Origin of the sequence: Bacillus sp. AF23 (genome assembly GCF_020861455.1) — a bacterium.
Lineage (GTDB): Bacteria > Bacillota > Bacilli > Bacillales > Bacillaceae > Bacillus > Bacillus halotolerans.
This window is the reverse complement of the sequence record NZ_JAJHVY010000010.1, coordinates 100,039-120,837: the sequence shown is the minus strand read 5'-3', so window position 1 is coordinate 120,837 and position 20,799 is coordinate 100,039. Positions and strand designations below refer to the sequence as shown.

24 protein-coding genes are annotated in these 20,799 nt (G+C 42.0%); 8 read left to right on the top strand and 16 right to left on the bottom strand.

Annotation, left to right across the window (positions count from 1 at the left end; translation table 11 throughout):
- Positions 1-5: 5 nt before the first annotated feature.
- A complete protein-coding gene (locus LNN34_RS02740; protein ID WP_059352372.1) occupies positions 6-1,091 on the bottom strand; it encodes a glycosyltransferase family 4 protein in 1,086 nt (361 codons plus the stop codon).
- Complete coding sequence (locus tag LNN34_RS02735) at positions 1,088-1,558, bottom strand: hypothetical protein (RefSeq protein WP_059352371.1); 471 nt, start codon at positions 1,556-1,558, stop codon at positions 1,088-1,090. The genes LNN34_RS02740 and LNN34_RS02735 overlap by 4 nt, the downstream gene beginning before the upstream one ends.
- Before the next feature lie 179 nt (positions 1,559-1,737).
- Here LNN34_RS02735 and LNN34_RS02730 point away from each other — a divergent pair, with 179 nt between their 5' ends.
- Together LNN34_RS02730 and LNN34_RS02725 are read left to right on the top strand one after the other, a co-directional pair.
- Positions 1,738-2,091, top strand: coding sequence for a hypothetical protein (locus tag LNN34_RS02730; protein ID WP_010334943.1), 354 nt, complete (start codon positions 1,738-1,740; stop codon positions 2,089-2,091).
- Positions 2,088-2,549 carry an endolytic transglycosylase MltG gene (locus tag LNN34_RS02725; protein WP_024122063.1) on the top strand — a complete coding sequence of 154 codons (462 nt, stop codon included), beginning with the start codon at positions 2,088-2,090 and terminating at the stop codon, positions 2,547-2,549. The genes LNN34_RS02730 and LNN34_RS02725 overlap by 4 nt, the downstream gene beginning before the upstream one ends.
- A gap of 30 nt (positions 2,550-2,579) precedes the next feature.
- On the opposite strand, the gene pstB (LNN34_RS02720) is transcribed toward LNN34_RS02725, so the two are convergent.
- The 9 genes from pstB (LNN34_RS02720) to LNN34_RS02680 form a co-directional block, all read right to left on the bottom strand.
- Positions 2,580-3,362 carry a phosphate ABC transporter ATP-binding protein PstB gene (gene pstB / locus LNN34_RS02720; RefSeq protein ID WP_229042665.1) on the bottom strand — a complete coding sequence of 261 codons (783 nt, stop codon included), beginning with the start codon at positions 3,360-3,362 and terminating at the stop codon, positions 2,580-2,582.
- 10 nt (positions 3,363-3,372) lie between these two features.
- Positions 3,373-4,182, bottom strand: a complete 810-nt coding sequence (pstB, locus tag LNN34_RS02715; protein WP_059335424.1) for a phosphate ABC transporter ATP-binding protein PstB — start codon at positions 4,180-4,182, stop codon at positions 3,373-3,375.
- A 20-nt stretch (positions 4,183-4,202) separates the two neighbouring features.
- Positions 4,203-5,087, bottom strand: coding sequence for a phosphate ABC transporter permease PstA (gene pstA, locus LNN34_RS02710; protein ID WP_024122066.1), 885 nt, complete (start codon positions 5,085-5,087; stop codon positions 4,203-4,205).
- Complete coding sequence (gene pstC, locus LNN34_RS02705; protein WP_024122067.1) at positions 5,087-6,016, bottom strand: phosphate ABC transporter permease subunit PstC; 930 nt, start codon at positions 6,014-6,016, stop codon at positions 5,087-5,089. Before pstC ends, pstA begins: the two co-directional genes overlap by 1 nt.
- Before the next feature lie 68 nt (positions 6,017-6,084).
- Entirely contained in the window at positions 6,085-6,987 is a 903-nt protein-coding gene (locus LNN34_RS02700; protein ID WP_044154545.1) for a phosphate ABC transporter substrate-binding protein, read from the bottom strand.
- A gap of 154 nt (positions 6,988-7,141) precedes the next feature.
- Positions 7,142-9,295, bottom strand: a complete 2,154-nt coding sequence (gene pbpA / locus LNN34_RS02695; protein WP_229042661.1) for a penicillin-binding protein 2A — start codon at positions 9,293-9,295, stop codon at positions 7,142-7,144.
- Between the two features lie 113 nt (positions 9,296-9,408).
- A complete protein-coding gene (locus LNN34_RS02690) occupies positions 9,409-10,701 on the bottom strand; it encodes an MFS transporter (RefSeq protein ID WP_229042660.1) in 1,293 nt (430 codons plus the stop codon).
- Between the two features lie 106 nt (positions 10,702-10,807).
- Positions 10,808-11,416: a superoxide dismutase SodA gene (gene sodA / locus LNN34_RS02685; RefSeq protein ID WP_044154540.1), complete on the bottom strand. Its 609-nt coding sequence runs from the start codon at positions 11,414-11,416 to the stop codon at positions 10,808-10,810.
- Positions 11,417-11,593: 177 nt separating this feature from the next.
- Positions 11,594-12,076 (bottom strand): DUF456 domain-containing protein, encoded by a 483-nt coding sequence (locus LNN34_RS02680; protein ID WP_010334953.1) that lies wholly within the window; start codon positions 12,074-12,076, stop codon positions 11,594-11,596.
- Positions 12,077-12,205: 129 nt separating this feature from the next.
- Here LNN34_RS02680 and LNN34_RS02675 point away from each other — a divergent pair, with 129 nt between their 5' ends.
- From LNN34_RS02675 to ispG, 3 genes are all read left to right on the top strand, one after another.
- On the top strand, positions 12,206-12,967 hold the full coding sequence (locus LNN34_RS02675; protein ID WP_059293587.1) for a DUF1189 domain-containing protein: 762 nt from the start codon (positions 12,206-12,208) through the stop codon (positions 12,965-12,967).
- Positions 12,968-13,063: 96 nt separating this feature from the next.
- Entirely contained in the window at positions 13,064-13,363 is a 300-nt protein-coding gene (locus LNN34_RS02670; protein ID WP_044154536.1) for a LysM peptidoglycan-binding domain-containing protein, read from the top strand.
- Between the two features lie 137 nt (positions 13,364-13,500).
- Positions 13,501-14,619 carry a flavodoxin-dependent (E)-4-hydroxy-3-methylbut-2-enyl-diphosphate synthase gene (ispG, locus tag LNN34_RS02665; RefSeq protein ID WP_174754447.1) on the top strand — a complete coding sequence of 373 codons (1,119 nt, stop codon included), beginning with the start codon at positions 13,501-13,503 and terminating at the stop codon, positions 14,617-14,619.
- A 25-nt stretch (positions 14,620-14,644) separates the two neighbouring features.
- Here ispG and LNN34_RS02660 read toward each other — a convergent pair whose 3' ends face one another.
- On the bottom strand, positions 14,645-15,034 hold the full coding sequence (locus tag LNN34_RS02660; protein WP_229042659.1) for a DUF308 domain-containing protein: 390 nt from the start codon (positions 15,032-15,034) through the stop codon (positions 14,645-14,647).
- 132 nt (positions 15,035-15,166) lie between these two features.
- Here LNN34_RS02660 and LNN34_RS02655 point away from each other — a divergent pair, with 132 nt between their 5' ends.
- Positions 15,167-15,748 carry a nucleotidase gene (locus LNN34_RS02655; RefSeq protein WP_024122075.1) on the top strand — a complete coding sequence of 194 codons (582 nt, stop codon included), beginning with the start codon at positions 15,167-15,169 and terminating at the stop codon, positions 15,746-15,748.
- 42 nt (positions 15,749-15,790) lie between these two features.
- On the opposite strand, the gene LNN34_RS02650 is transcribed toward LNN34_RS02655, so the two are convergent.
- Together LNN34_RS02650 and LNN34_RS02645 are read right to left on the bottom strand one after the other, a co-directional pair.
- Positions 15,791-16,228 (bottom strand): Fur family transcriptional regulator, encoded by a 438-nt coding sequence (locus LNN34_RS02650; protein WP_010334964.1) that lies wholly within the window; start codon positions 16,226-16,228, stop codon positions 15,791-15,793.
- 141 nt (positions 16,229-16,369) lie between these two features.
- The gene (locus LNN34_RS02645; RefSeq protein ID WP_010334965.1) at positions 16,370-17,251 is read right to left on the bottom strand and encodes a YitT family protein; all 882 of its coding nucleotides are present in this window, start codon (positions 17,249-17,251) and stop codon (positions 16,370-16,372) included.
- Between the two features lie 116 nt (positions 17,252-17,367).
- Between LNN34_RS02645 and LNN34_RS02640 the strand changes: the two genes are divergently transcribed.
- On the top strand, positions 17,368-17,622 hold the full coding sequence (locus LNN34_RS02640) for a DUF2624 domain-containing protein (protein WP_044154532.1): 255 nt from the start codon (positions 17,368-17,370) through the stop codon (positions 17,620-17,622).
- A gap of 28 nt (positions 17,623-17,650) precedes the next feature.
- Here LNN34_RS02640 and LNN34_RS02635 read toward each other — a convergent pair whose 3' ends face one another.
- Together LNN34_RS02635 and cshB are read right to left on the bottom strand one after the other, a co-directional pair.
- Positions 17,651-18,544, bottom strand: coding sequence for a deoxyribonuclease IV (locus LNN34_RS02635; protein ID WP_044154531.1), 894 nt, complete (start codon positions 18,542-18,544; stop codon positions 17,651-17,653).
- 9 nt (positions 18,545-18,553) lie between these two features.
- Positions 18,554-19,870, bottom strand: a complete 1,317-nt coding sequence (gene cshB, locus LNN34_RS02630; protein WP_044154530.1) for a DEAD-box ATP-dependent RNA helicase CshB — start codon at positions 19,868-19,870, stop codon at positions 18,554-18,556.
- Between the two features lie 168 nt (positions 19,871-20,038).
- Between cshB and vrrA the strand changes: the two genes are divergently transcribed.
- A complete protein-coding gene (gene vrrA, locus LNN34_RS02625) occupies positions 20,039-20,746 on the top strand; it encodes a VrrA/YqfQ family protein (RefSeq protein WP_059293585.1) in 708 nt (235 codons plus the stop codon).
- Positions 20,747-20,799: the final 53 nt, after the last annotated feature.

The window sequence follows — 20,799 nt, the reverse complement described above, 5'->3', positions numbered from 1 at the left end:
GTTTTTCAATGAAATGATGAATTATTGAATAGACGCTGATAAAGCTGCAAATATGATGCTGTGATGATCCGTGGATGATGCAGTTTCATCACCTGTTCTCTGCCCGCTTCTTTTATCCGGCGGGCCTTTTCTTCATCTATTAATATGTTGTGAAGCCTATCGGCTGCCTCCCGTTCTTGCGAAAAATCAGCAGCAATTGCAGTTTTGTCATGAACGGCAAAGTCACAAAAACCGCCCGACTGTGAAACAGCTGTCAGCACGCCTTGTTCCATGCTTTCTTGTGCAGCGAGCCCAAAGGGTTCATAAAAGCTTGGGAAAACAGCCATTTCACATTGAGACAGTAACGTCACGATCTCTCTTCTATTTAAAAAAGGATAAAACATTACACTTTCCTTTATGCTCAATTGCTCAGCCAGTTTCTTATAGGCAGCCAGAAACGGCCCTTGTCCAGCTAGCACCAACTGAAGGTCAGGCCGGCATTTGTTCAGTATAGAAAATACCTTCAACAGCTGTGAAAACCCTTTTTCCGGAACAAACCTTCCAAACGAAAACAAGTATCTTTTATGAATGATCCTTTCAGCTAGGCCGCTTTTTGCCTGCAGAGACAGAGGGCTTGGGATGACGGTTATTTTTTCACGATACGGATACGCCTTATTCATCGATCTCTTCATAAAAGTGCTTAACACAATCAGTTCGTCGGAAATGTCGAGGAGGAGCCTCTCCGTCAGCAGCCTGTACGGATGAGGCGTTTCTTTGCATGCACGCTTCCTTCTGCTTTCAAGCCCGTGGATCGTTGCAGCAAGCGGAATGCCAAGCTGCTTTTTCAAATAATGAGCGGCAGGGGCCGTCATGTCATCATGGGCATGAATCAGATCAAACCGTTCATTGCATGACAACACTTGTTGAACCATTCTGACATTGACATCAGCTATAAAGTCTTCAACATTCGCATAAGAACATAGCTTACTGCTTGGAACGCATACCGTTATTTTGATATGCGGATTTAAATAGGAAATAAGACGGCTCAAATGAACCCCAAGCCCGCTTTTCGGTTTATTAGGATGCTCGAATGAAAGCATAAGGATGTTCATTTCCCTTTTCCCTCAGTGCGATAGCAGGTGTAAGCAGAAAATTGTTCCTCCCACCTGGTATGTGTTTCTGCATTGCGGAAACTGTTTATGTCGCTGACACCGTTTTCTGCAAGAAAGATGTCCACTGTTTCAGCTAGTTTGAGAGAAACATTTATCGAATTCACTATTCTGCATTCAGCGCGATATAAAGCATGACCAGGCACCTGAACAATGATCCATTTCCCTTTGTCCCGTTTTATGCGTTTCGTCCTGACAGCTTCTATACCGTTTCTTTTCACGAAAATATGGATTTCTTTTATCATGTCCGGCGCTTTTTCGAAAAGCACGGTTTCCGCCAGTTTCATCGTCTCAACTGAAAGATTCCATCGGACTGTCAATGTGTGAGAGTTTTGGATGTTCATGTCGAATATGTCCCTAAAAAAAGGAATCCCACTTCGAATGTTATGAGGAAATGAGTGTTTGTCCATAGACTTCTCACATTCTCCTTTCCTTCCATTGGCTCGGTGATCCTATTAAACCATTACCCATAAAGGAAGAAAAGAAAGATTTCTCGACAAAAACTCGTTTTTTTCGCGAATTCCTTTAGAATCCACTTGTTTTATGGTATAAAAAAGAAGGATAAAAAAAGAATAGAAGGTGATGAAACGTGGAAATTGCTATTATTGCGTTGTTTATCGTCAGTATAGCCCTAATTGCATTCTCATATTCTCAACGAGATCCGATGAAAGATGTCGAGCAGGAGCTTGAAACATTGCAGCTTTCTGCTATGCAGGAAATTTATAAGCTCAAAAAGAAAATGACAGTGCTTGAGGAAGAATTACTTGAAACAAACCTTGTGATTCGCAAAGCAAAGAACAGCGGTATCAATCAAAAGATCGCCAAACAAATACTTTCTAAATATAATAACGGCATGTCAGCTGAAGCAATCGCTAAAGCTGAGCATGTATCAGTAGAAGACGTGAATACGATTATAAAAGATAATGAGAAGGTGCTCGTATGACAAAACGAGGCATTCAGGCATTTGCCGGCGGTATCATATTAGCGACAGCCGTTCTCGCAAGTGTTTTTTATCTGACAGATGAAGATCAAGCCGCTGCTGTAAAAGAACAAAAAACAGTAACCGAACAGGACGTGAACAATTATCTCGATTCTAAAAAAATGGTTTCTGTTAACCGTGATGAATATCAAAAGCTTCTCGACTCAAAAGAGAAATCTCTGAGCGATGACAGCAGCTCAGACTCGAAAAACAAAGTAAAAACGTACAAGCTCATCATTAAAGACGGCATGAGCACCGCAGATGTATCAGCTATTCTTGAAAAAGAAGGCATTATTTCTTCAGCTAAGGACTTTAATGACTACGTGATAGACGCTGGGTATCACAAGGAGATCCGTGCCGGAGAATTTAAAGTAAAATCAGATATGAGCTTCAAAAAGATCGTTAAAACATTAACACGATAAAAAAACAGGCTATGTAACAGCCTGTTTTTTTTATCCGAATTTCCCTGTAATATAATCGAGTGTTCTTTGATCTCTCGGCTGAGAGAACATTTTATTTGTATTGTCGCATTCAACAAGCTCACCCATGTAGAAAAATGCAGTTTGATCAGAAACCCTCGCTGCCTGCTGCATGTTGTGCGTCACGATAACGATGGTGTATTTATTTTTCAGCTGAAGAATGAGCTCTTCAATTTTTCTCGTCGAAATTGGATCTAGCGCAGATGTTGGCTCATCCATCAGCAAAATATCAGGATTTGTCGCAAGAGCTCTGGCGATACAGAGCCGCTGCTGCTGGCCGCCTGATAATGAGAGTGCAGATGAATGCAAACGATCCTTCACCTCATCCCACAGCGCCACGTCTTTTAATGACTTTTCTGCAATGTCTTGCAGCTTCTTTTTATTTTTGATGCCGTGAACTCTCGGTCCGTAAGCGACATTATCAAAAATTGATTGCGGAAACGGGTTTCCTTTCTGAAATACCAAGCCGATATTTTTTCTCAAATCTACGATATCGACTTTATCCTTTAAAATATTGCTGCCATTATAGTTCAGCTCACCCGCAAGCTTTACATTCGGCGTCATCTGAATCATTAAATTCAATGTTTTAATAAATGTTGATTTGCCGCATCCTGACGGCCCGATAATCGCCGTGACTTCGTTTTGATTAATGCTCAAATTGATATTTTTCAAGGCATGGTTTTCCCCATACCATAAATTCATTCCGTTGACTTGATAAACTTCCTGTTTCTTTACAGCTTCGGTAGCAATACTCATTGCCAGCCTCCTATCCGAATTTCCCATTAATGTAATCCTCAGTTTTTTGCTGCTTCGGACTTGTGAAAATTTGTTCGGTCTGTCCGTATTCAACGATCTCGCCGTTTAAAAAGAAAGCCGTCCGGTCAGACACCCGCAGAGCCTGCTGCATATTGTGAGTAACAATAATAATTGAGTATTCGCTTTTCAATTCCGTAATCAATTCTTCTATTTTCGCATTTGAAATCGGATCTAGCGCTGAAGCAGGTTCATCAAGAAGAAGAACGGCCGGCTTCATCGCGAGCGTTCTGGCAATACATAAACGCTGCTGCTGACCGCCTGATAACGAAAGTGCGGATGAATGCAAACGGTCCTTTACTTCATCCCAGAGCGCCGCTTTTGTTAAGCTTTCTTCCACGATGTCGTCGAGCACTGATTTGTTCCGCTCTCCGGCATATTTTAATGCATGCGTGATATTATGGTAGATCGATTTTGGAAATGGATTCGGCTTTTGGAAGACCATGCCGATCTCTCTTCTTAAGCTGACAACGTTAATATTGCTTCCCAGTATATTTAATCCTTCATACAAAATTTCACCTTCGCTTCTTGCAGAAGGAATTAAGTCATTCATGCGGTTAATATTTCTAAGAAAAGTAGATTTGCCGCATCCTGACGGCCCGATCAAAGCGGTCACCGCATTTTTTTCAATCTCCATATTCACGTGACGAACGGCCTGTTTGTTTCCGTAGAAAATAGACAGATCCTTCACCTCGAGCACATGGTGCTGCTGAGGAATTATAACCGCACTCTCAGGCTTTTCTTTTACCATTTGTTCAGACATTGTTTTCGCCTCTTTCCGGTCTAATTTGCCGTAAGCTTTTTATAGATGATTGTCCCAAGCCATCTCGCCGCGAGATTGAAGACAAGAACTGAAATCACCAGCACTGCAGAACCTCCGTTGGCAATCGCTTCAGCATCCGGAATCATCCCTTGCGTATTTACATTCCAAATGTGGACCGCAAGTGTTTCAGCGGGTCTGAAAATATTAAGCGGCGATGTTTCAGAAAACGGATTCCACTCTGCAAAATTGAGACGCGGCGTTGTAAGCCCTGCTGTAAATAATAAAGCCGCCGCTTCCCCGAACACCCTTCCTGACGCTAAAATGGCACCTGTGATGATGGAAGGGATCGCACTTGGTATTAAAACGGTTTTTACGGTATGCCAGCGAGAAACACCTAAAGCGAGCGATGCTTCCTTCAAATCTTTAGGGACTGAACGGACCGCGTCTTCTGTCACACGCACCATAACAGGAAGATTAAAGACCGTTAATGCCAGCGCCCCGCCTATGATCGTATATCCCCAGCCTGTCAGGTTAACAAACATCAGTAAGCCGAACATTCCAATGACAATAGATGGAAGAGATGAAAGGACCTCAATACACGTTCTGATAAAATCTGTCACTTTGTTGTTAGGCGCGTATTCCGCCATGAACACTCCGCCGCCCACTCCGAGCGGGATGGTAATCAGCATCGTGATAAACAGAATATAAAAGGAGTTAAACAGCTGGTCTCGTATCCCGCCTCCTGCGGCAATGGCGCTTGATTTTGTCGTAATAAAATCAAAGCTGAGCTGAGAAACACCGTTAATAATAATATAGGAAAACAGACCGACTAGAATCGCGGCGATAATGGCTGCGCATAAACCGAACATTCCAGTTGCCAGTTTATCTGTTAATTTGCGGTTCATTACACTTTCCTCCTAGATGACAAGTAGCGAATAAGCAAGATGAACAAGAATGACATCACCAGCAACACAAGTCCCATTGACCACAGCGTATTATTTTCAACGCTTCCGTATGTGGTATGGCCCATATTCAGCGTAATAATGGTTGTCAATGTTCCTGCGGTGTCAAACAGACTTTCAGGCAATACTCTTGTATTTCCAATGACCATTTGGACAGCCAGAGCCTCACCAAACGCACGGGCCATACCTAGGACAACGGCAGTCATCAATGTCGGAAAAGCTGCAGGGATGAGCACTTTTCTAATGGTCTGCCATCTTGTCGCACCGAGAGCGTAAGAACCTTCTCTTAAGCTTTTCGGAAGTGATGCCATCGCATCGGCTGAGATAGACGTAATCGTCGGCAGAATCATAATAGAAAGCACAATCGTTCCCGCCAATAAACTGTGCCCTGTTCCGCTCGTTTTGAACTGAGCAATAAAAGGCACCAATACTGTAAGACCTATGAATCCATAAACAACAGATGGGATGCCGACCAATAATTCGATCACCGGCTGCAGCACTTTCTTCCCCCAATTCGGCGCAATTTCTGTCATAAAGATCGCACCTGCTATGCCGAGCGGCGCAGCAATGAGAGCGGAGAGAATCGTTACTGCAAATGAGCCAAAGATAAAAGGCAGCACTCCGTATTTCGGATCAGAATCTGTAGGGTTCCAATTCAGACTCGTTAAGAATTCAATTGGGCTTACACCATTTACAAGAAAAGATTGCAGCCCCTTAATGCCGAGGAAAATGGTGATCGCCACAGATGCCGCTATCATTATAAGGGCGCAGGCTGTCACGATCATTCTTCCCCGAACTTCATCCAATTGCCGGTTTTGCCTTGAGCTGATTAAACGTTCGCTCACAGACATATTTTCTCTATTGTTTATCATTGTTTTACACTCCTATGAATGTGTTAAGAGGAGAAACGGAAGTCTCCGCACTCCTCTTTTTATTTAGATCAGCTTTGCTTCCCTTTGGCATCGCGAGTCACTTTCATATCAGTCACCGGAATGTACCCTTGGTCAGTTACAATGCTTTTTTGAATGTCTTCACTCTTTAGATAATCAAGAAATTCTTTCGCTAGATCTTTCGCTTCGCCTTTTGTATAAGAATGCTGATAAGCCCAGATTGGATATTCTCCAGTTGTAACGTTTTTCGCTTCCGGCTTCACACCGTCAATAGATAAAGCTGTTACTTTGTCATCTGTTAAATATGAGAATGCAAGATATCCAATCGCTCCCGGAGTATCAGCAATGATTTTTTTCACAGTGTTGGAAGAATCCTCAGTAATGCCTTCTGCCGGTTCTTCTCCGTCAAGCGCGTATTTTACAAATGTAGCACGTGTACCTGAAGAATCAGGACGGTTTACAAGCGTAATTTTTTGATCCTTTCCGCCAAGCTCTTTCCAGTTTTTGATTTTGCCAGTGAAGATTTTTTTCAATTCATCTTTTGAGATATCTTTTACACCTGTGTCAGGGTTTACAGCCGCTGCCATACCGACTACTGCAACTTGATGGTCTACAAGCGCTTTTGCGTCGATACCTTCTTTTTCTTCAGCGAAAACATCTGAATTTCCGATTTGAACAGCTCCTTCAGAGACTTGAGAAAGCCCTGTTCCAGACCCCCCTGCTTGTACCTGTATATCAGCATCAGGGTTTTCTTCCATAAATTTTTCTGCAGCTGCAAGTACTAATGGCTGCATGGCCGATGAACCAGAAATGGTTAAAGAACCTGATGCCTTTTCTTCTCCTTTTGCAGAGCCGCTATTTGTTTTTTCACTTTCTCCTGCGTTTCCGCATGCAGCTGCAATTATCATAAAAGCAGCCATCAGAAGCATAAGCACCAATTTGTTTTTTTTCATTTCCTGAATTCCCCCTGCGTATAATGTGTAATTTGTCCTACACGTATAGAGTAAAGGTTCTATGTAAAATAGGTTTAAATCGAATGTTAAGGTTTTGTAAATCCGTGCATTTTTTTGTATAAAAAAAACGCCCACATGATGTGGGCGTTTCTGTTTAGTTATCAGAAGACGTTGTGTTTTCTGCTTTTTCTTCAATTTTGTCTTTATTTTTTTGCTGAGTATCTTCTTTGTCCTGCTTCGATTTCAGCTCAAAATATTTATCCAATACTTCTCTGCCGATTTCGTTCGTAATGGTATATTTAGCGCTGTAATCTACATAAGCCCAAGGAACTACAACAGAGATGGCAACCTCAGGGTTATCAGCAGGCGCATAAGCAACAAGTGTTGTATTATAAGTACTTTCACCTGTTTTTGATTTATTTGGTCCGTCATAGAACGATTGTGCTGTTCCTGTTTTAGCAGCAGGTTTATAAGATGCGGAAGCAAATTGACTTGCCGCAGTTCCTTTAGTCGCGACTCGTCTAAACCCGGCTTGGACCTCTTCAATATAGCTACTCTTCATATCCACTTTATTCAATACTTCAGGCTGAACAGATTCAACGACAGCCCCGATTCCTTTTTTCGCATCTGACTGTCTGACTTCTTTTACAAGCTGAGGTTTCAAGCGGTAGCCACCATTTGCGATTGTTGATACATATTGTGCTAGTTCCAGCGGTGTATACGTATCATATTGGCCGATAGCATAGTCTAGCAAGAATCCCGTCAATCTGCTTGTACCCTTATAGCCTGTCATTTCATTTGGAAGGTCAATCCCTGTTTTTACACCAAGTCCAAATTGACTGAAATAATTCCGGAACGTATCAAATGCCGTAGTATCAATCGGTAAAGCTTGATGCGGTTTATATTCACCTTTTCCAAGTGCGATTGCAGTTTTAAACATGAATACGTTTGAAGACTGCTCTAAGGCTCTTTGAATATTAACCGGACCTAAGTTCGTCCATGATTTTTTACCATTTTTATCCTGAATACCAATATACAATGGTTCATCCTGAAACACTGTATTTAGGTTAATGGCACCAGTTTGCAAGCCTGTCAGTACGGTTGCACCTTTGACAGCCGAACCCATGGCGTAAGATGATGTCATATTTCCTAGTGCGTAATCATCAATTTTATATTTCCCGTTTTCTGTTTTAATTTGCTTACCCGCCATCGTCAGCACTTCACCGTTTCTCGGGTCCATCATGACGACAAATGCCCGGTCTAACAATTCAGTACTTGGTCTTGCTTTAGCAGACTTGAGGTTTTTCTCAATGATTTTTTCAACTGATTTTTGCAAGTCAATGTCAATTGTAAGCACGAGATCTTTACCGGCTTTCCCTTCAGAAACGGTCTTCGTTCCGGTTACATTGCCGTTTGAATCTGTGATATTTTCCACCTTAGCTTTTTGTCCCTGCAAAAGGCTTTCGTATTGATATTCCAGATAACTTTTTCCAACCCTGTCGTTTCTGCTGTAGCCGAGCGATAAATAATGGTCGAGCAGATTTGACGGTAATCCTTCATCAGAGCTGGAAACACTTCCGAGCACTGAGCGGAGAAGATTTTTATATGGATATTCACGTTCCCAGTCTGAGGTGACATCAACACCCGGCAGTTCATCTAAATGTTCACTTACAACTGCCATTTCTTTCGCTGATACATCTTCATTTTTGATGTATTGCGGTGTTAACGCATATCCGGAGTCCATCTGTCTTTTAATGGCGAGAATCTGCATGTCTTTATCAGTCAATTCATTCAGCTGCTTATCGGTAATCCGTTTTAGCTGGAGCTGATATAAATCATCATCTGATAATTTTTTATTTTCTACCTGCTGTCTTTCCTTAGAAGTAATCAGCTTTTTCGCTTCTTTTGGTCTAGTCAAAATCCAATAATCTTTTTTATCCCGTTCTGTTACTTTTTTTGTGTCGACTTTAATCATATCTGCCAGCTTTTTTGCGATTTTCAGACGCTGTTCTTGCGTTGTAGATTTAGATCTGGTGTATGTAATCGCATTTAAAGCCTTATTTGTTACAATGGCATTAAAATTCCGATCATAAATTTTCCCGCGCGGCACCGCCGAGCTGACTTCACTTTGTTCCTGCTGATTGGCTTGATTTTTGTAATCATCGCCTTGAACGATCTGCTTAATGCCAAGCTCCACAATAATCCAGGTGAATATAACAAAAGCGGCCAAAAATAAAATATTCAGCCGGATCGGAAGCGACTTCTTTTTCTCTTTATGATTTTGCTTTTTTTGTTTATTTCTCCTCATAACATCACCTTTTTCTATTTACAGAAAGAAAAGACACTCAAGTAAGAGTGCCATTTTTCATTTTAAAGGTTTTTTCGACTTTTTTCTACAGATAACCCCTTATTGCCAAAAAATTATCTTTCGCCTTTTAAAAGGTTCGGTTCAGTCACCCGTTTGTGGCCGTCTTCTTCCATAGTTTCATTTTCCTCTTCTTTCTCTTTAAAACGAATATCCTTGACAAAGTAATAAATGAGCGGATGCCCGATGCCCAAGATGGCAAGCGACAACGGTATACCCATATCTTCTTTAAAAAGGGCCACGATAAGGAGAAAGCATAAAATCGAAACAATTCTGCCGGCGTTTAAAAACATTTCTCTCAGCACGATATATTCAATTCTCGCTTTTCTGGCATGTCTGGCCCGTCCTATGACATCATATGTAAGCGATACATAAGGCACGAGCAAAAGAGGATAGCCGATCGCAATAAACACGCCGTACGTCAATAATGTCGTAAAGCTCATATGAAAGAGTATCAAAAACAGCGCACCATACAAAATAAGGCCGCCCAGCAAAATTGATTTTTTACGGGCCTTTTTCTTAATCAGCCTTGATGCAAAATAATAGGCAAAAAAGGAAACAGCGGAGTTGACGAGACCAAAGGTTCCGAGGGCCAGTTCGCTGTTTGTCTCAATAAACACAAAAACACTGATTAAAAAGACGAAAATCCCTTCTCTCAAGCCCTGAAAAAAATGCGCATTTGTAATTCGCCGCCAGTTCATATTAGTGTGGCGTTCTCCAAATACCTTACTCAGCATAAATTGGCCCTTTGATTCTCTCCGTTTTAGGAAGAAGCTCATCACGACAGCCAGTGCAAATAAACTGAGGGAGAGACTGAAAATGACAGTGTAACCCGTATTATTTTCAAGCCTTGAGATGACAAATCCTGCAACAATCGGACCAATCATTCCTGCGGATGAGGACAGGATGCCCATAAAGCCGTTGAAAAAATCCCGCGTATCAGGCTCTGTTATTTCAAAGGTGAGCACATTAAACGCGAGCCAGTAAAATCCATAGCCTACTCCGAGCACCGCTCCGATGAGAACAAGACGTGATGCAGCAGTTTCTCCAGCCAGCAGCACACTTAAATAAAATGCCGCTAAAAAAATCACTCCAAATCTAAGAATGAAAACCCGGTCTATTTTTTTGGCTAATCGGCCAGCTAAATAAAATGTTATCGGCTGCATCGTCACAATTGATAAGTTGTATATCGCCAAATCAATAAATTTCCCTGACTGCTTCCAGAGATACACATTCACAAATGTATTGGAAAGCGCAATTCCTAACGAGTAAAGACCGCCAACGGTCAGCAGAAGAAGTAATCCTTTATTTACATCTACATCTCCAATTACCTTTTTTAGTTTGCTCATTACTGACTCCCCTTTACTACCCCTTAGTCTGTCTCACTGAAACCGAGATATGTAAAGAGAAGACATAAAAAAACAAGGCCCTTTTATGAGGGCCTTGTTTGCGTTATTATTTTGCTGCGCTGTAAAGACGAGCAACTTCGTCCCAGTTTACCACATTCCAGAAAGCTGAAATGTAATCAGGACGGCGGTTTTGATAGTTAAGGTAGTAAGCATGCTCCCAAACATCAAGACCTAGGATAGGCGTTTTGCCTTCAGAAAGCGGAGAATCTTGGTTTGGCGTGCTTGTGATTTCAAGTTTGCCGTTGTTTACAACAAGCCATGCCCAGCCTGAACCGAAACGTCCAGCTGCTGCTGCAGCGAATTGTTCTTTGAATTTGTCAAAGCTTCCAAATACACTGTTGATCTCTTCAGCAAGCTCGCCAGTTGGCTCGCCACCGCCGTTTGGAGATAAAAGTGTCCAGAATAATTTGTGGTTCGCGTGTCCGCCGCCATTGTTGCGGACTGCTGTGCGGATGTTTTCAGGAACAGAATCTAGATCTGCAACAAGCTCTTCAACTGATTTGTTTGCAAGAGCAGTGTTTCCTTCAACCGCTTTGTTTAAATTTGTAACGTATGTGTTATGGTGCTTCGTATGGTGAATATTCATAGTTTCCTTGTCGATATGCGGTTCTAAAGCATCGTACGCATAAGGTAATTCTGGAAGTTCGTAAGCCATGATAATTCCTCCTTAATATATATGTACTGAAATGCCGCTTCACAGCGAGCCTTTCTTCATTCAATGTAACAAAAGAACGCCGTGTAATCAATGAAAAAGCTCACAATTTGGCTATTTCAGCAGACATATTTCACTTTAACCGTTACTTCGCCCCCTTAAACCTCCTGAGAGCAATTCTTACAGGACAGTCCATAAAAAATATCCGATCATTAAAAGCTGAATAATTCCCTTTGCAATGACCCCCGTTAAAAAGCCGATCAATGAGCCTAGCCCAATTTTAAACGCTGATTTTACATCTTTTTGATGTACGATAAGCTCTGCGCAAACAGCTCCGATAAACGGCCCTAAAATAATCCCCGCAACCGGAATCACAAAGGGACCGATCAACAACCCGATTGTACTCCCCCAAATAGCAGCTTTGCTTCCGCCGAACCTCTTTACACCAAGCAGATTGGAAACATAATCTGCGGCGAATAATACTGCGGCGAATACAGCTTCAACCAGCCAGAACATATAAGAATACGGACTGAAAGAAAACAAAAATCCGTATAATACAAAACCGGCAACGATAAATACAACACTTGGAATAACAGGATACACAAGCCCGATAAAAGCGATGATAAATAGAGCCGCGATCAACAGCCAATACAAAATATCCATAGAATCCATCCTCCTCATTATGCTTACAACTCTGATCTTACACTTCTGCCAATACAGGTCTTCCTTGTATTCATACGCAGGCAACGATACAATAAGCAACATATATTGTATAGCTAGGAAGTGAAGACAGTGAATGTATTTCAGCTTTTCATCAAAAGTACATACTCTCCACGGGATATTGCAAAAACAAGATTTCAAGGAATCGGAAAAGCGATTCTTTATGTATTTTTGCTTTCTGTCCTTTTTGCGATTCCCACTGCTTATTATGTAAGCTCAGGGACCGTCCAATCTATGAACGGCTTTAAATCCGTTTTAAACAAAGATTTCCCTGATTTCACAATTTCAAACGGCAAACTTCAGACGGATGAAAAAAAAGCCACAGAATCAAAGGCAAACGGCTTTGTCATCGTGTTTGATCCGACGGATGCATATGGCACGGAACAAATCGAAGCAAAGCAAAACGCAATAGGTATACTACAGGATAAGTTTGTTTTGGCCATTGACGGACAGGCCCAAGAGATGGCTTACTCAATGATGCCGTCAGATTTAACAAAAAAAGATGTCACTGCAGGGTTAAACCAAAATAAAACAATGATCGTGACTGTTCTCTCAGTACTCATATTTCTCGTGACAGCGGCGGGAAAATTTATTGAGGTATCATTCTTGGCGCTTATCGGGCTAATCATAAAGAACGGTCAGCAAAAGCAGCTGTCCTACCAGCAGCTATGGAAGCTTTCTGCTTACTCCATTACCCTTTCAACAATATTTTTTACGATTATGCGTGCGTTAGAAACAACGGTGCCAAGTGAATTTTTAGTCAACTGGTTTGTTAACTTTGTCATCCTGTTTCTCGTATTAAAAGAGCTCCCGTCCAAAAAAGCTGTTGCTTAATTCGGAGACTGCCTTCGCAGTCTCTTTTCTTTTGTCATGAATCAACACGGACAAGCATACAATGTTATAAAATTTTGTATGCGGGAGGCAAAATCAATGAAACGTCTCACTTTTGTATTCAGCATTCTCTTTATCCTTTTTATTATTTTTTATGATCTTAAAATTGGAACGATCCCCATTCAGAACCTCCCTGTCTATAAAGCATCGGCAAAAACAGCTGTACAGGAAACAGCGTATAAAACGGTGACGGTAAAACCGGGTGACACGGTCATGTCAATTGTTGGGTCTGCAAGTTCCCCTGACGATATTGTAAAGGATTTTGAAACGCTTAATCCAAATGTAAAAGCCAATACAATTCAAGCAGGAACAGCATACAAATTCCCGGTCTACCCATAATTAACGTTAATTTCTTGTCAGTTCGGCGAATACACTGTTACAATATAATTTGTAAAATACATTGACATACACCATACTAGGTTTATTCTATCTAGAAGCGGCAACTACAATGAAGGAGCGATTGACAAGTGAGTGAAATCACCCATCGTACAAAAACGCGTCCCGTTAAAGTGGGACCTTTAACAATAGGCGGTAACAATGAAGTCGTTATCCAAAGCATGACAACAACCAAAACACATGATGTAGAAGCAACGGTTGCGGAAATTAACCGGCTGGCTGAAGCCGGATGCCAAATCGTGCGGGTGGCTTGTCCGGATGAACGAGCGGCAAACGCCATTGCGGATATTAAAAAACGCATCTCCATTCCGCTCGTTGTTGACATTCATTTTGATTATAAGCTTGCGTTAAAAGCCATTGAAGGCGGCGCAGATAAAATACGAATCAACCCAGGCAACATCGGCCGCCGTGAAAAAGTCGAAGCGGTCGTTAAAGCGGCGAAAGAAAAAGGGATTCCAATCCGAATTGGTGTAAACGCAGGTTCATTGGAAAAACGGATTTTAGAAAAATACGGATATCCGACAGCAGACGGCATGGTAGAAAGTGCTCTTCATCACATTAAGATTCTTGAAGATCTAGATTTTCACGATATTATCGTCAGCATGAAGGCTTCTGACGTAAACCTTGCCATCGAGGCTTACGAAAAAGCGTCAAAAGCATTTGATTACCCGCTTCACCTCGGAATCACCGAGTCAGGAACGCTGTTTGCCGGTACAGTAAAAAGCGCAGCAGGACTTGGCGCGATTTTAAGCAAGGGCATCGGTAACACCCTGCGTATCTCATTAAGCGCAGACCCGGTTGAAGAGGTTAAAGTAGCGAGAGAGCTGTTGAAATCCTTTGGTTTGGCCTCTAATGCTGCAACCCTCATCTCATGCCCGACTTGCGGCCGTATCGAGATTGATTTGATCAGTATCGCCAACGAAGTGGAAGAATACATTTCTAAAGTGAAAGCGCCGATTAAAGTCGCCGTTCTCGGATGTGCGGTAAACGGCCCGGGTGAAGCGAGAGAAGCTGATATCGGCATCGCTGGAGCACGCGGCGAAGGTCTTCTGTTCCGAAAAGGTAAAATTGTCCGTAAGGTTCCAGAAGAAACAATGGTTGAAGAACTGAAAAAAGAAATCGACATACTTGCTGAAGAGCACTACGCAAAGCTTGAGGCTGAAAAAGCGAAATTAGCTGAAGAAACACAAAAAGCTTGACGGGAACCCGTCAAGCTTTTTTGTATTAGAAAAATGGAATAATAAATATTCCAAGCACTAATGAGACAACACCAATCCCCATAGCCCATGCACCCAGGCTTTGGGCTCCTCTTCTTCTTGCGATATAGCCGACAATAATACCGGCAGCTCCCAACAAAACAGGAAGAACAAACAATGAAATAATGGACAAGGCTAAAGCGATATACCCTATCCCCCGTCCTTCATTGACATTTCCGCCGCTGCGGTCAGTCTCTTGGTCACCGCTTCGGTCAGAAGCACGGAAAGGCTCTGCAATTTCAGCAGCCGTTTCCTCAAAAAAACCATCATTGTCGCGGGTAATATTTGTTCCTTCAGAACCATGATCTACATAGTAACTGTTGTTATCACGTTTTTCGTAATCGTTTGCCACCTTCAATTCCCCCTTCTGTTTTATTAAAGGAGCTTTTATAGTTTGATCCATTTTTGCTGATTCATGTTTGCTAAACTTTTCTGGTAATGTTAATTGTTTATGTTACACTTGAAAGGATGAAACTGAAGGAGTGTGGGCATGTTACGCTTAGGAATAGATATTGACGGCACAATCACGGCTCAGGATACATTCGTCCCTTATTTAAACCGCTCGTTTAATCTTTCCATTTCATTAAACGATATGACAGATTATGATTTAACAAAACTGTTACATATTACACAGGAAGAATTTTGGGATTGGATGAATCAAAATGAAGCAATCATATATAAAGAAGCACTTCTTGCGCAGCATGCAAAACAGTCCCTTGACCTCCTCAAAGAGGAGCACCGGCTGATTTATATTACGGCGAGAAGGACTCATTTAAGCGATGTTACGTTCGAATGGTTTGACAGACAAAACATCCATTATGACCACATAGAGCTCGTGGGCGGGCATCATAAAGTCGAAGCGGTCAAAAAACACGACATTGACTTGTTTTTTGAGGATCATCACGGAAACGCAATGATGATTGCAAAAGAAGCCGGTATACCGGTGATTTTATTCAATTCGCCTTATAACCAGCTTCCGATCGATTCAAATATCATTAGAGTTAACAACTGGCTCGAAGCGGTTCAATGGATAAATGAAAATAAACATTATTTCATACGTGTGAAAAATTAAAAAAGGAGCCTGATCAGGCTCCTTTTTCTCTATCCTTAACTTTTACGCAGAAGGTTGATCTTGTTTTTCCTGTTCACAGCTTGGACATGTGCCGTAAATCTCAAATTTATGCCCGCTGATCTGATAGCCATCTAAGTCATCATAGAGCTTATCCATTGGACAAGACTCGATTTCCTTTGTTTTGCCGCAAGCCAGGCAAATAAAGTGATGGTGATGATGAGTAAATGAGCATTTAAATCGGAACAGCTTTTCACCGGAGAGCTCAGTCGTTTCCAAAATACCTAGCTCTTCATATAAAGAAAGGTTTCTGTAAATCGTATCAAAGCTTAAACCGGGATAATCATCATTTAGTGCAGACAGTACATTTTTAGCGGTCAGATACCTGTCCGAATCAGCAAAAAGCTGAAGCATATCTTCCCGTTTGCTTGTATATTTATATCCGTTTTCTTTCAGTAAGTTCAGCGCTTCTTGTACGTTCATGAAGGGCCCCCCTTTTCGCTTTGCTTATGAACGAACGTATCTTATATATCAAAAAGAAAATGGCAGCTGTCTGACCAGCAAGCCATTTTCTTTACTACTGATAAAATTATACCCATAAAATGAATAAAAGTAAATGAAAGCCTAGTGGATTGCGGTTTTGAATTTACCGCCTCTTGTTTCATGAGTATTCATAATTGTAATAAATGCATTATCGTCGACTTCAAACACAATGGATTTGAGCTTGGTCACTTCCAGCCTTGTGACAACTGCATAAATCACATCTTTTTCCTCGTCTGTATAGCCGCCTTTTCCCTTCAGCTTCGTTGTTCCGCGTCCGAGACGGTGTAATATTGCGTCGGAAATCTCATCATACTGGTCCGAGACAATAATCACAGCTTTTGTTTCATCCAGCCCTTGGATGACCGCATCAATGGTTTTCATGGCAATGTAGTAAGTCATGAAAGAATACATAGCTTGCTCAGGACCGAACACAAAACCGGCCCAAATAAAGATAAATACATTGATGAGCATCACAAACTCACCAACTGAAAACGGCAGTTTTTTCGTTAGAAGGATACCGAGAATTTCTGTGCCGTCCATTGAACCACCGTTTCGAATCACCAGCCCGACACCAAAGCCGAGCAAGAGACCTCCGAATACTGTAGCCAATATAGGCTGTGTCGTAATGGCTTCTACGTGGTGAAGCGAGGATTCGATTAAGGCAAGGCCGACAATCCCGATAACAGTAGAAACGAGGAAGGTCTTACCGATATATTTATATCCGAAGATCATAAAAGGAATGTTTAAAATGACAACGAATACAGCGAAATTCAGAAAGGGGTTTGACATAAAGAGGTGGTCTAAAATAAGTGATACACCGATAATGCCTCCATCAATAAAATCATTGGGGACTAAAAATAATTCAATACTTACCGCCGCAGACGCAGCTCCAATCAGAATCATGATGACCCTGAATATAAAGTGGGTAAATGATTCTCTTTTGTGTTGTTTTGTTGGGGTCATAAAATCTCCTTTCCTGCAATAACTATTTTAAATAGACTATGACTCTATTTTACCATGAAATGCTGACACATTTTACTGATTTGCCCATACATTATGTCTGAGAGGTGGAATGTTCGATGATATTATTTCAAAGAATTATCTTGCAGAGGCTCAATCAAGCCACTGCTGAAGATTTATTGAAGTACTCTAAGCAATACGGAATCAGTCTGTCAAAACCGCAGGCAGTTGAAGTAGCAAACCTGTTATACGGGAAAAATGTGAATATTTTTAATGAGCAGGAACGTACGCGGCTGCTGAAACAAGTAGAATCCATTACTTCAAAAGAAACAGCCCAAACCGTTCATGAACTTTTCAAACAGTTCACAAACTAAAAAAAGGGGGGATCCAATCCCCCCTTTTTTATTGCTGTAAAATCTTTTCGAGTAATGTGTTGTCAAATTGCTTTTCTTTCAGCATTTGAATTTCAAAACGGTACGGCGGTTTTTTGTTCTTTTTATCTTCACCGACATACGGCGTTTCAAGAATTTTCGGGATGTCTTTTAATTGCTCATGATGAACGACATATTGCAATGCGTCAAACCCGATTTCCCCGAAGCCAATATTTTCATGACGGTCTTTTCTCGCGCCTTTGATATTTTTGCTGTCATTGATATGGAGCACTTTGATTCTGTCAATACCGACAATTTTATCGAATTCATTCAGCACTCCGTCAAAATCTTCGACAATATTATAGCCGGCATCATGTGTATGGCATGTGTCAAAACATACAGACAACTGCTCATTGTGTGTCACGCCATCAATAATTTGCGCAAGCTCTTCAAAGCTTCTGCCGCATTCAGATCCTTTGCCTGCCATTGTTTCTAATGCAATCTGCACATTTTGATTCGGATCAATGACTTCATTTAAGCCTTCAATGATTTTTTTAATGCCTTCTTCGGCTCCTGCGCCAACATGAGCACCCGGGTGAAGGACGATTTGCTTCGCGCCGATAGCAGCTGTCCGCTCAATTTCAGAGCGGAGAAAATCAACACCAAGCTCAAACGTAGCCGGATTGACCGTATTGCCAATATTAATAATATAAGGCGCGTGTACGATAATCTCGTCGATCCCGTTTTCCTGCATGTGAGCGCGGCCGGCTTCTATATTTAAGTCTTCAATTTTTTTTCGGCGCGTATTTTGCGGCGCACCTGTATAAATCATAAACGTGTTCGCCCCGTAAGAGACTGCTTCCTGACTTGCAGCCAGAAGCATATGTTTTCCGCTCATAGAGACGTGTGAACCTATTCTCAACAACCGGTTCCCCTACTTTCTTTTTTTAGATTGATTTCTTCGCTGTTTTTTCTTAATTTTCTCCATCTCGTAGCTCATTTTCTTTTTATATCCCGGCTTAACCTTCTTTGGCTTTTTCACGAGACGATGGGCGATTTCATCTGCTTCGTTCGGCGTCTTTTTACGCTTTTGGCGGCGCTGGCGGTCATCGCCTTTTTTCCATTCGCCTTTTTCAATCTCCAGGTAATCAAACTCAATACCCATTTTCTCAAGCTTCACCAATGCATCCTCATCAGAAAGCTCATAAATTGTCATGGCCTGTCCTGAAGAACCCGCGCGCGCTGTTCTGCCCACACGGTGAACATAGAAATCAAGATCATCAGGCAGTTCATAGTTGATGACATGGCTGACACCTTTAATATCAATACCTCTTGCGGCGAGGTCAGTTGCAATTACATAAGTGAATTCCAAATCATTAATCTGCTTCATGACTTTTTTCCGCTCACGAGGCGTTAAGCCGCCGTGCAAAAGTCCGATTTTCATACCTTTGCCCATCAAATATTTGGCAATATGGTCGGCAGTGTTTTTCGTATTGGCAAACACAATGCCTAAGTATGGGTTCAGATTAGACATGATATCGAAAAGGAGCTTTTCCTTATCACGGTGCTTTGAAGGAATAAGGATATGCTCGATTTTTGCAGCAGTGACCTGTTTCGGCTCCACGTGGGCATATTTCGGGTTTTCCATGTATTTTTTCAAAAACGGTTTCAGCTTTTCCGGGATCGTTGCCGAGAACACAAGCATCTGCAGATTCTCTGGCATGCGTGAACCAATGTAATCAACATCTGCAAGGAACCCCATATCCAGCATTAAATCTGCTTCATCAATAACAAGAGACTCAGCTTTATGAACACTTAGTGCCTGTTCTTTGATTAAATCCGCAATCCGTCCCGGCGTTCCGACGACTAGATGCGGCTGCGTTTTCAGTTTATCAATGGCTTTCTGCTTATCTGTGCCTCCGATAAAACATTTCGAACGGATCGAATCGCCTTCTGCACCTTGCGTGATTTTCAGCGCTTCCTGATAAATCTGGTTGGCAAGCTCGCGCGTCGGAGCCGTGATGACCACTTGAACGACATCCTTAGCAGGATCAATTTTATTTAACAAAGGAAGTAAGTAAGCGTGAGTCTTTCCGGTTCCCGTCTGAGACTGTCCGATGACGCTTTCTTTTTTTAATACAGCAGGAATCAGCCTTTTTTGAATATCAGTCGGTTCATAAAAACCAAGGCGATGTACTGCATCTATAATAAACGGTTTCAATTCATACACATCAAATTTAGTTTCTTTCATTTTTCCCAGCTCCTTAAAGCGGCACATTATGTGTCCATCATCACATTATACCCGATTTACCTTAAAAACACCACGTTTGGAAGGCGTTTGTTTTATTCAGATAAGGAAAGCAAATACCGAAACCCATGCATATTGTAATAGCAGAGAGAACTGAAAGGAGGTACAAGTATGTTTTCACAGCAGCAGCCAATGAGAAACTATCCGCAGCCGGGTCCGCCCCGCCCTATGCAAAACCAGCGCATGATGGGAAGAGCAGCGCCTGAAATGCGAAGGCCTTCATTTGGTCCGCCGCAGCAAAGTTTCCAGCAATCAGGGCAGCAATTTCTTCCTCAGCCAAACGCCGGAGCAAGAAATGGGGCGGGCACAGGCTTAAAAGGGATGCTGTCCAAATTTTTGCCCGGCGCAGGAGGCACAGGGGCCCCCGGAGCAGCCGCAGGCGGAGGAGCAGGTCTGCAAGGCATTCAAAATCTCGCTAATCCGGCATCGTTATCCAGTATGCTCAACAATGTGCAAAAAGTGCTCGGCATGGCGCAGCAAGTCACCCCTATGATCCAGCAGTACGGACCCTTAGTCCGCAATCTGCCGGCAATGATAAAGCTTTACAGTCAATTAAGCAAAAACGATGATACAGAGGGCACTGAAGAAGAAACGAAGACAGAATCGGATGAAAGTGCAGAAACAGAAAAGAAAACTGCGTCCAGCGACTCTGCCGAAAAGAAAAAATCAAAAGCAAGCAGTTCATCACCTGCAAAAAAAACAGAAGCACCGGACTTGAAGGAACAAGAATCAAAAACATCTGTCTCAAAGAAAAATGAAACGCCCTCTCCTTCCTCGAAAAAAACATCAGGCAGTTCAAAGCCGAGATTATATATTTAACATTCTTTGATATCTGGAGTGAGTTTGGCTATAATGGAGATCAGAAGAATGCA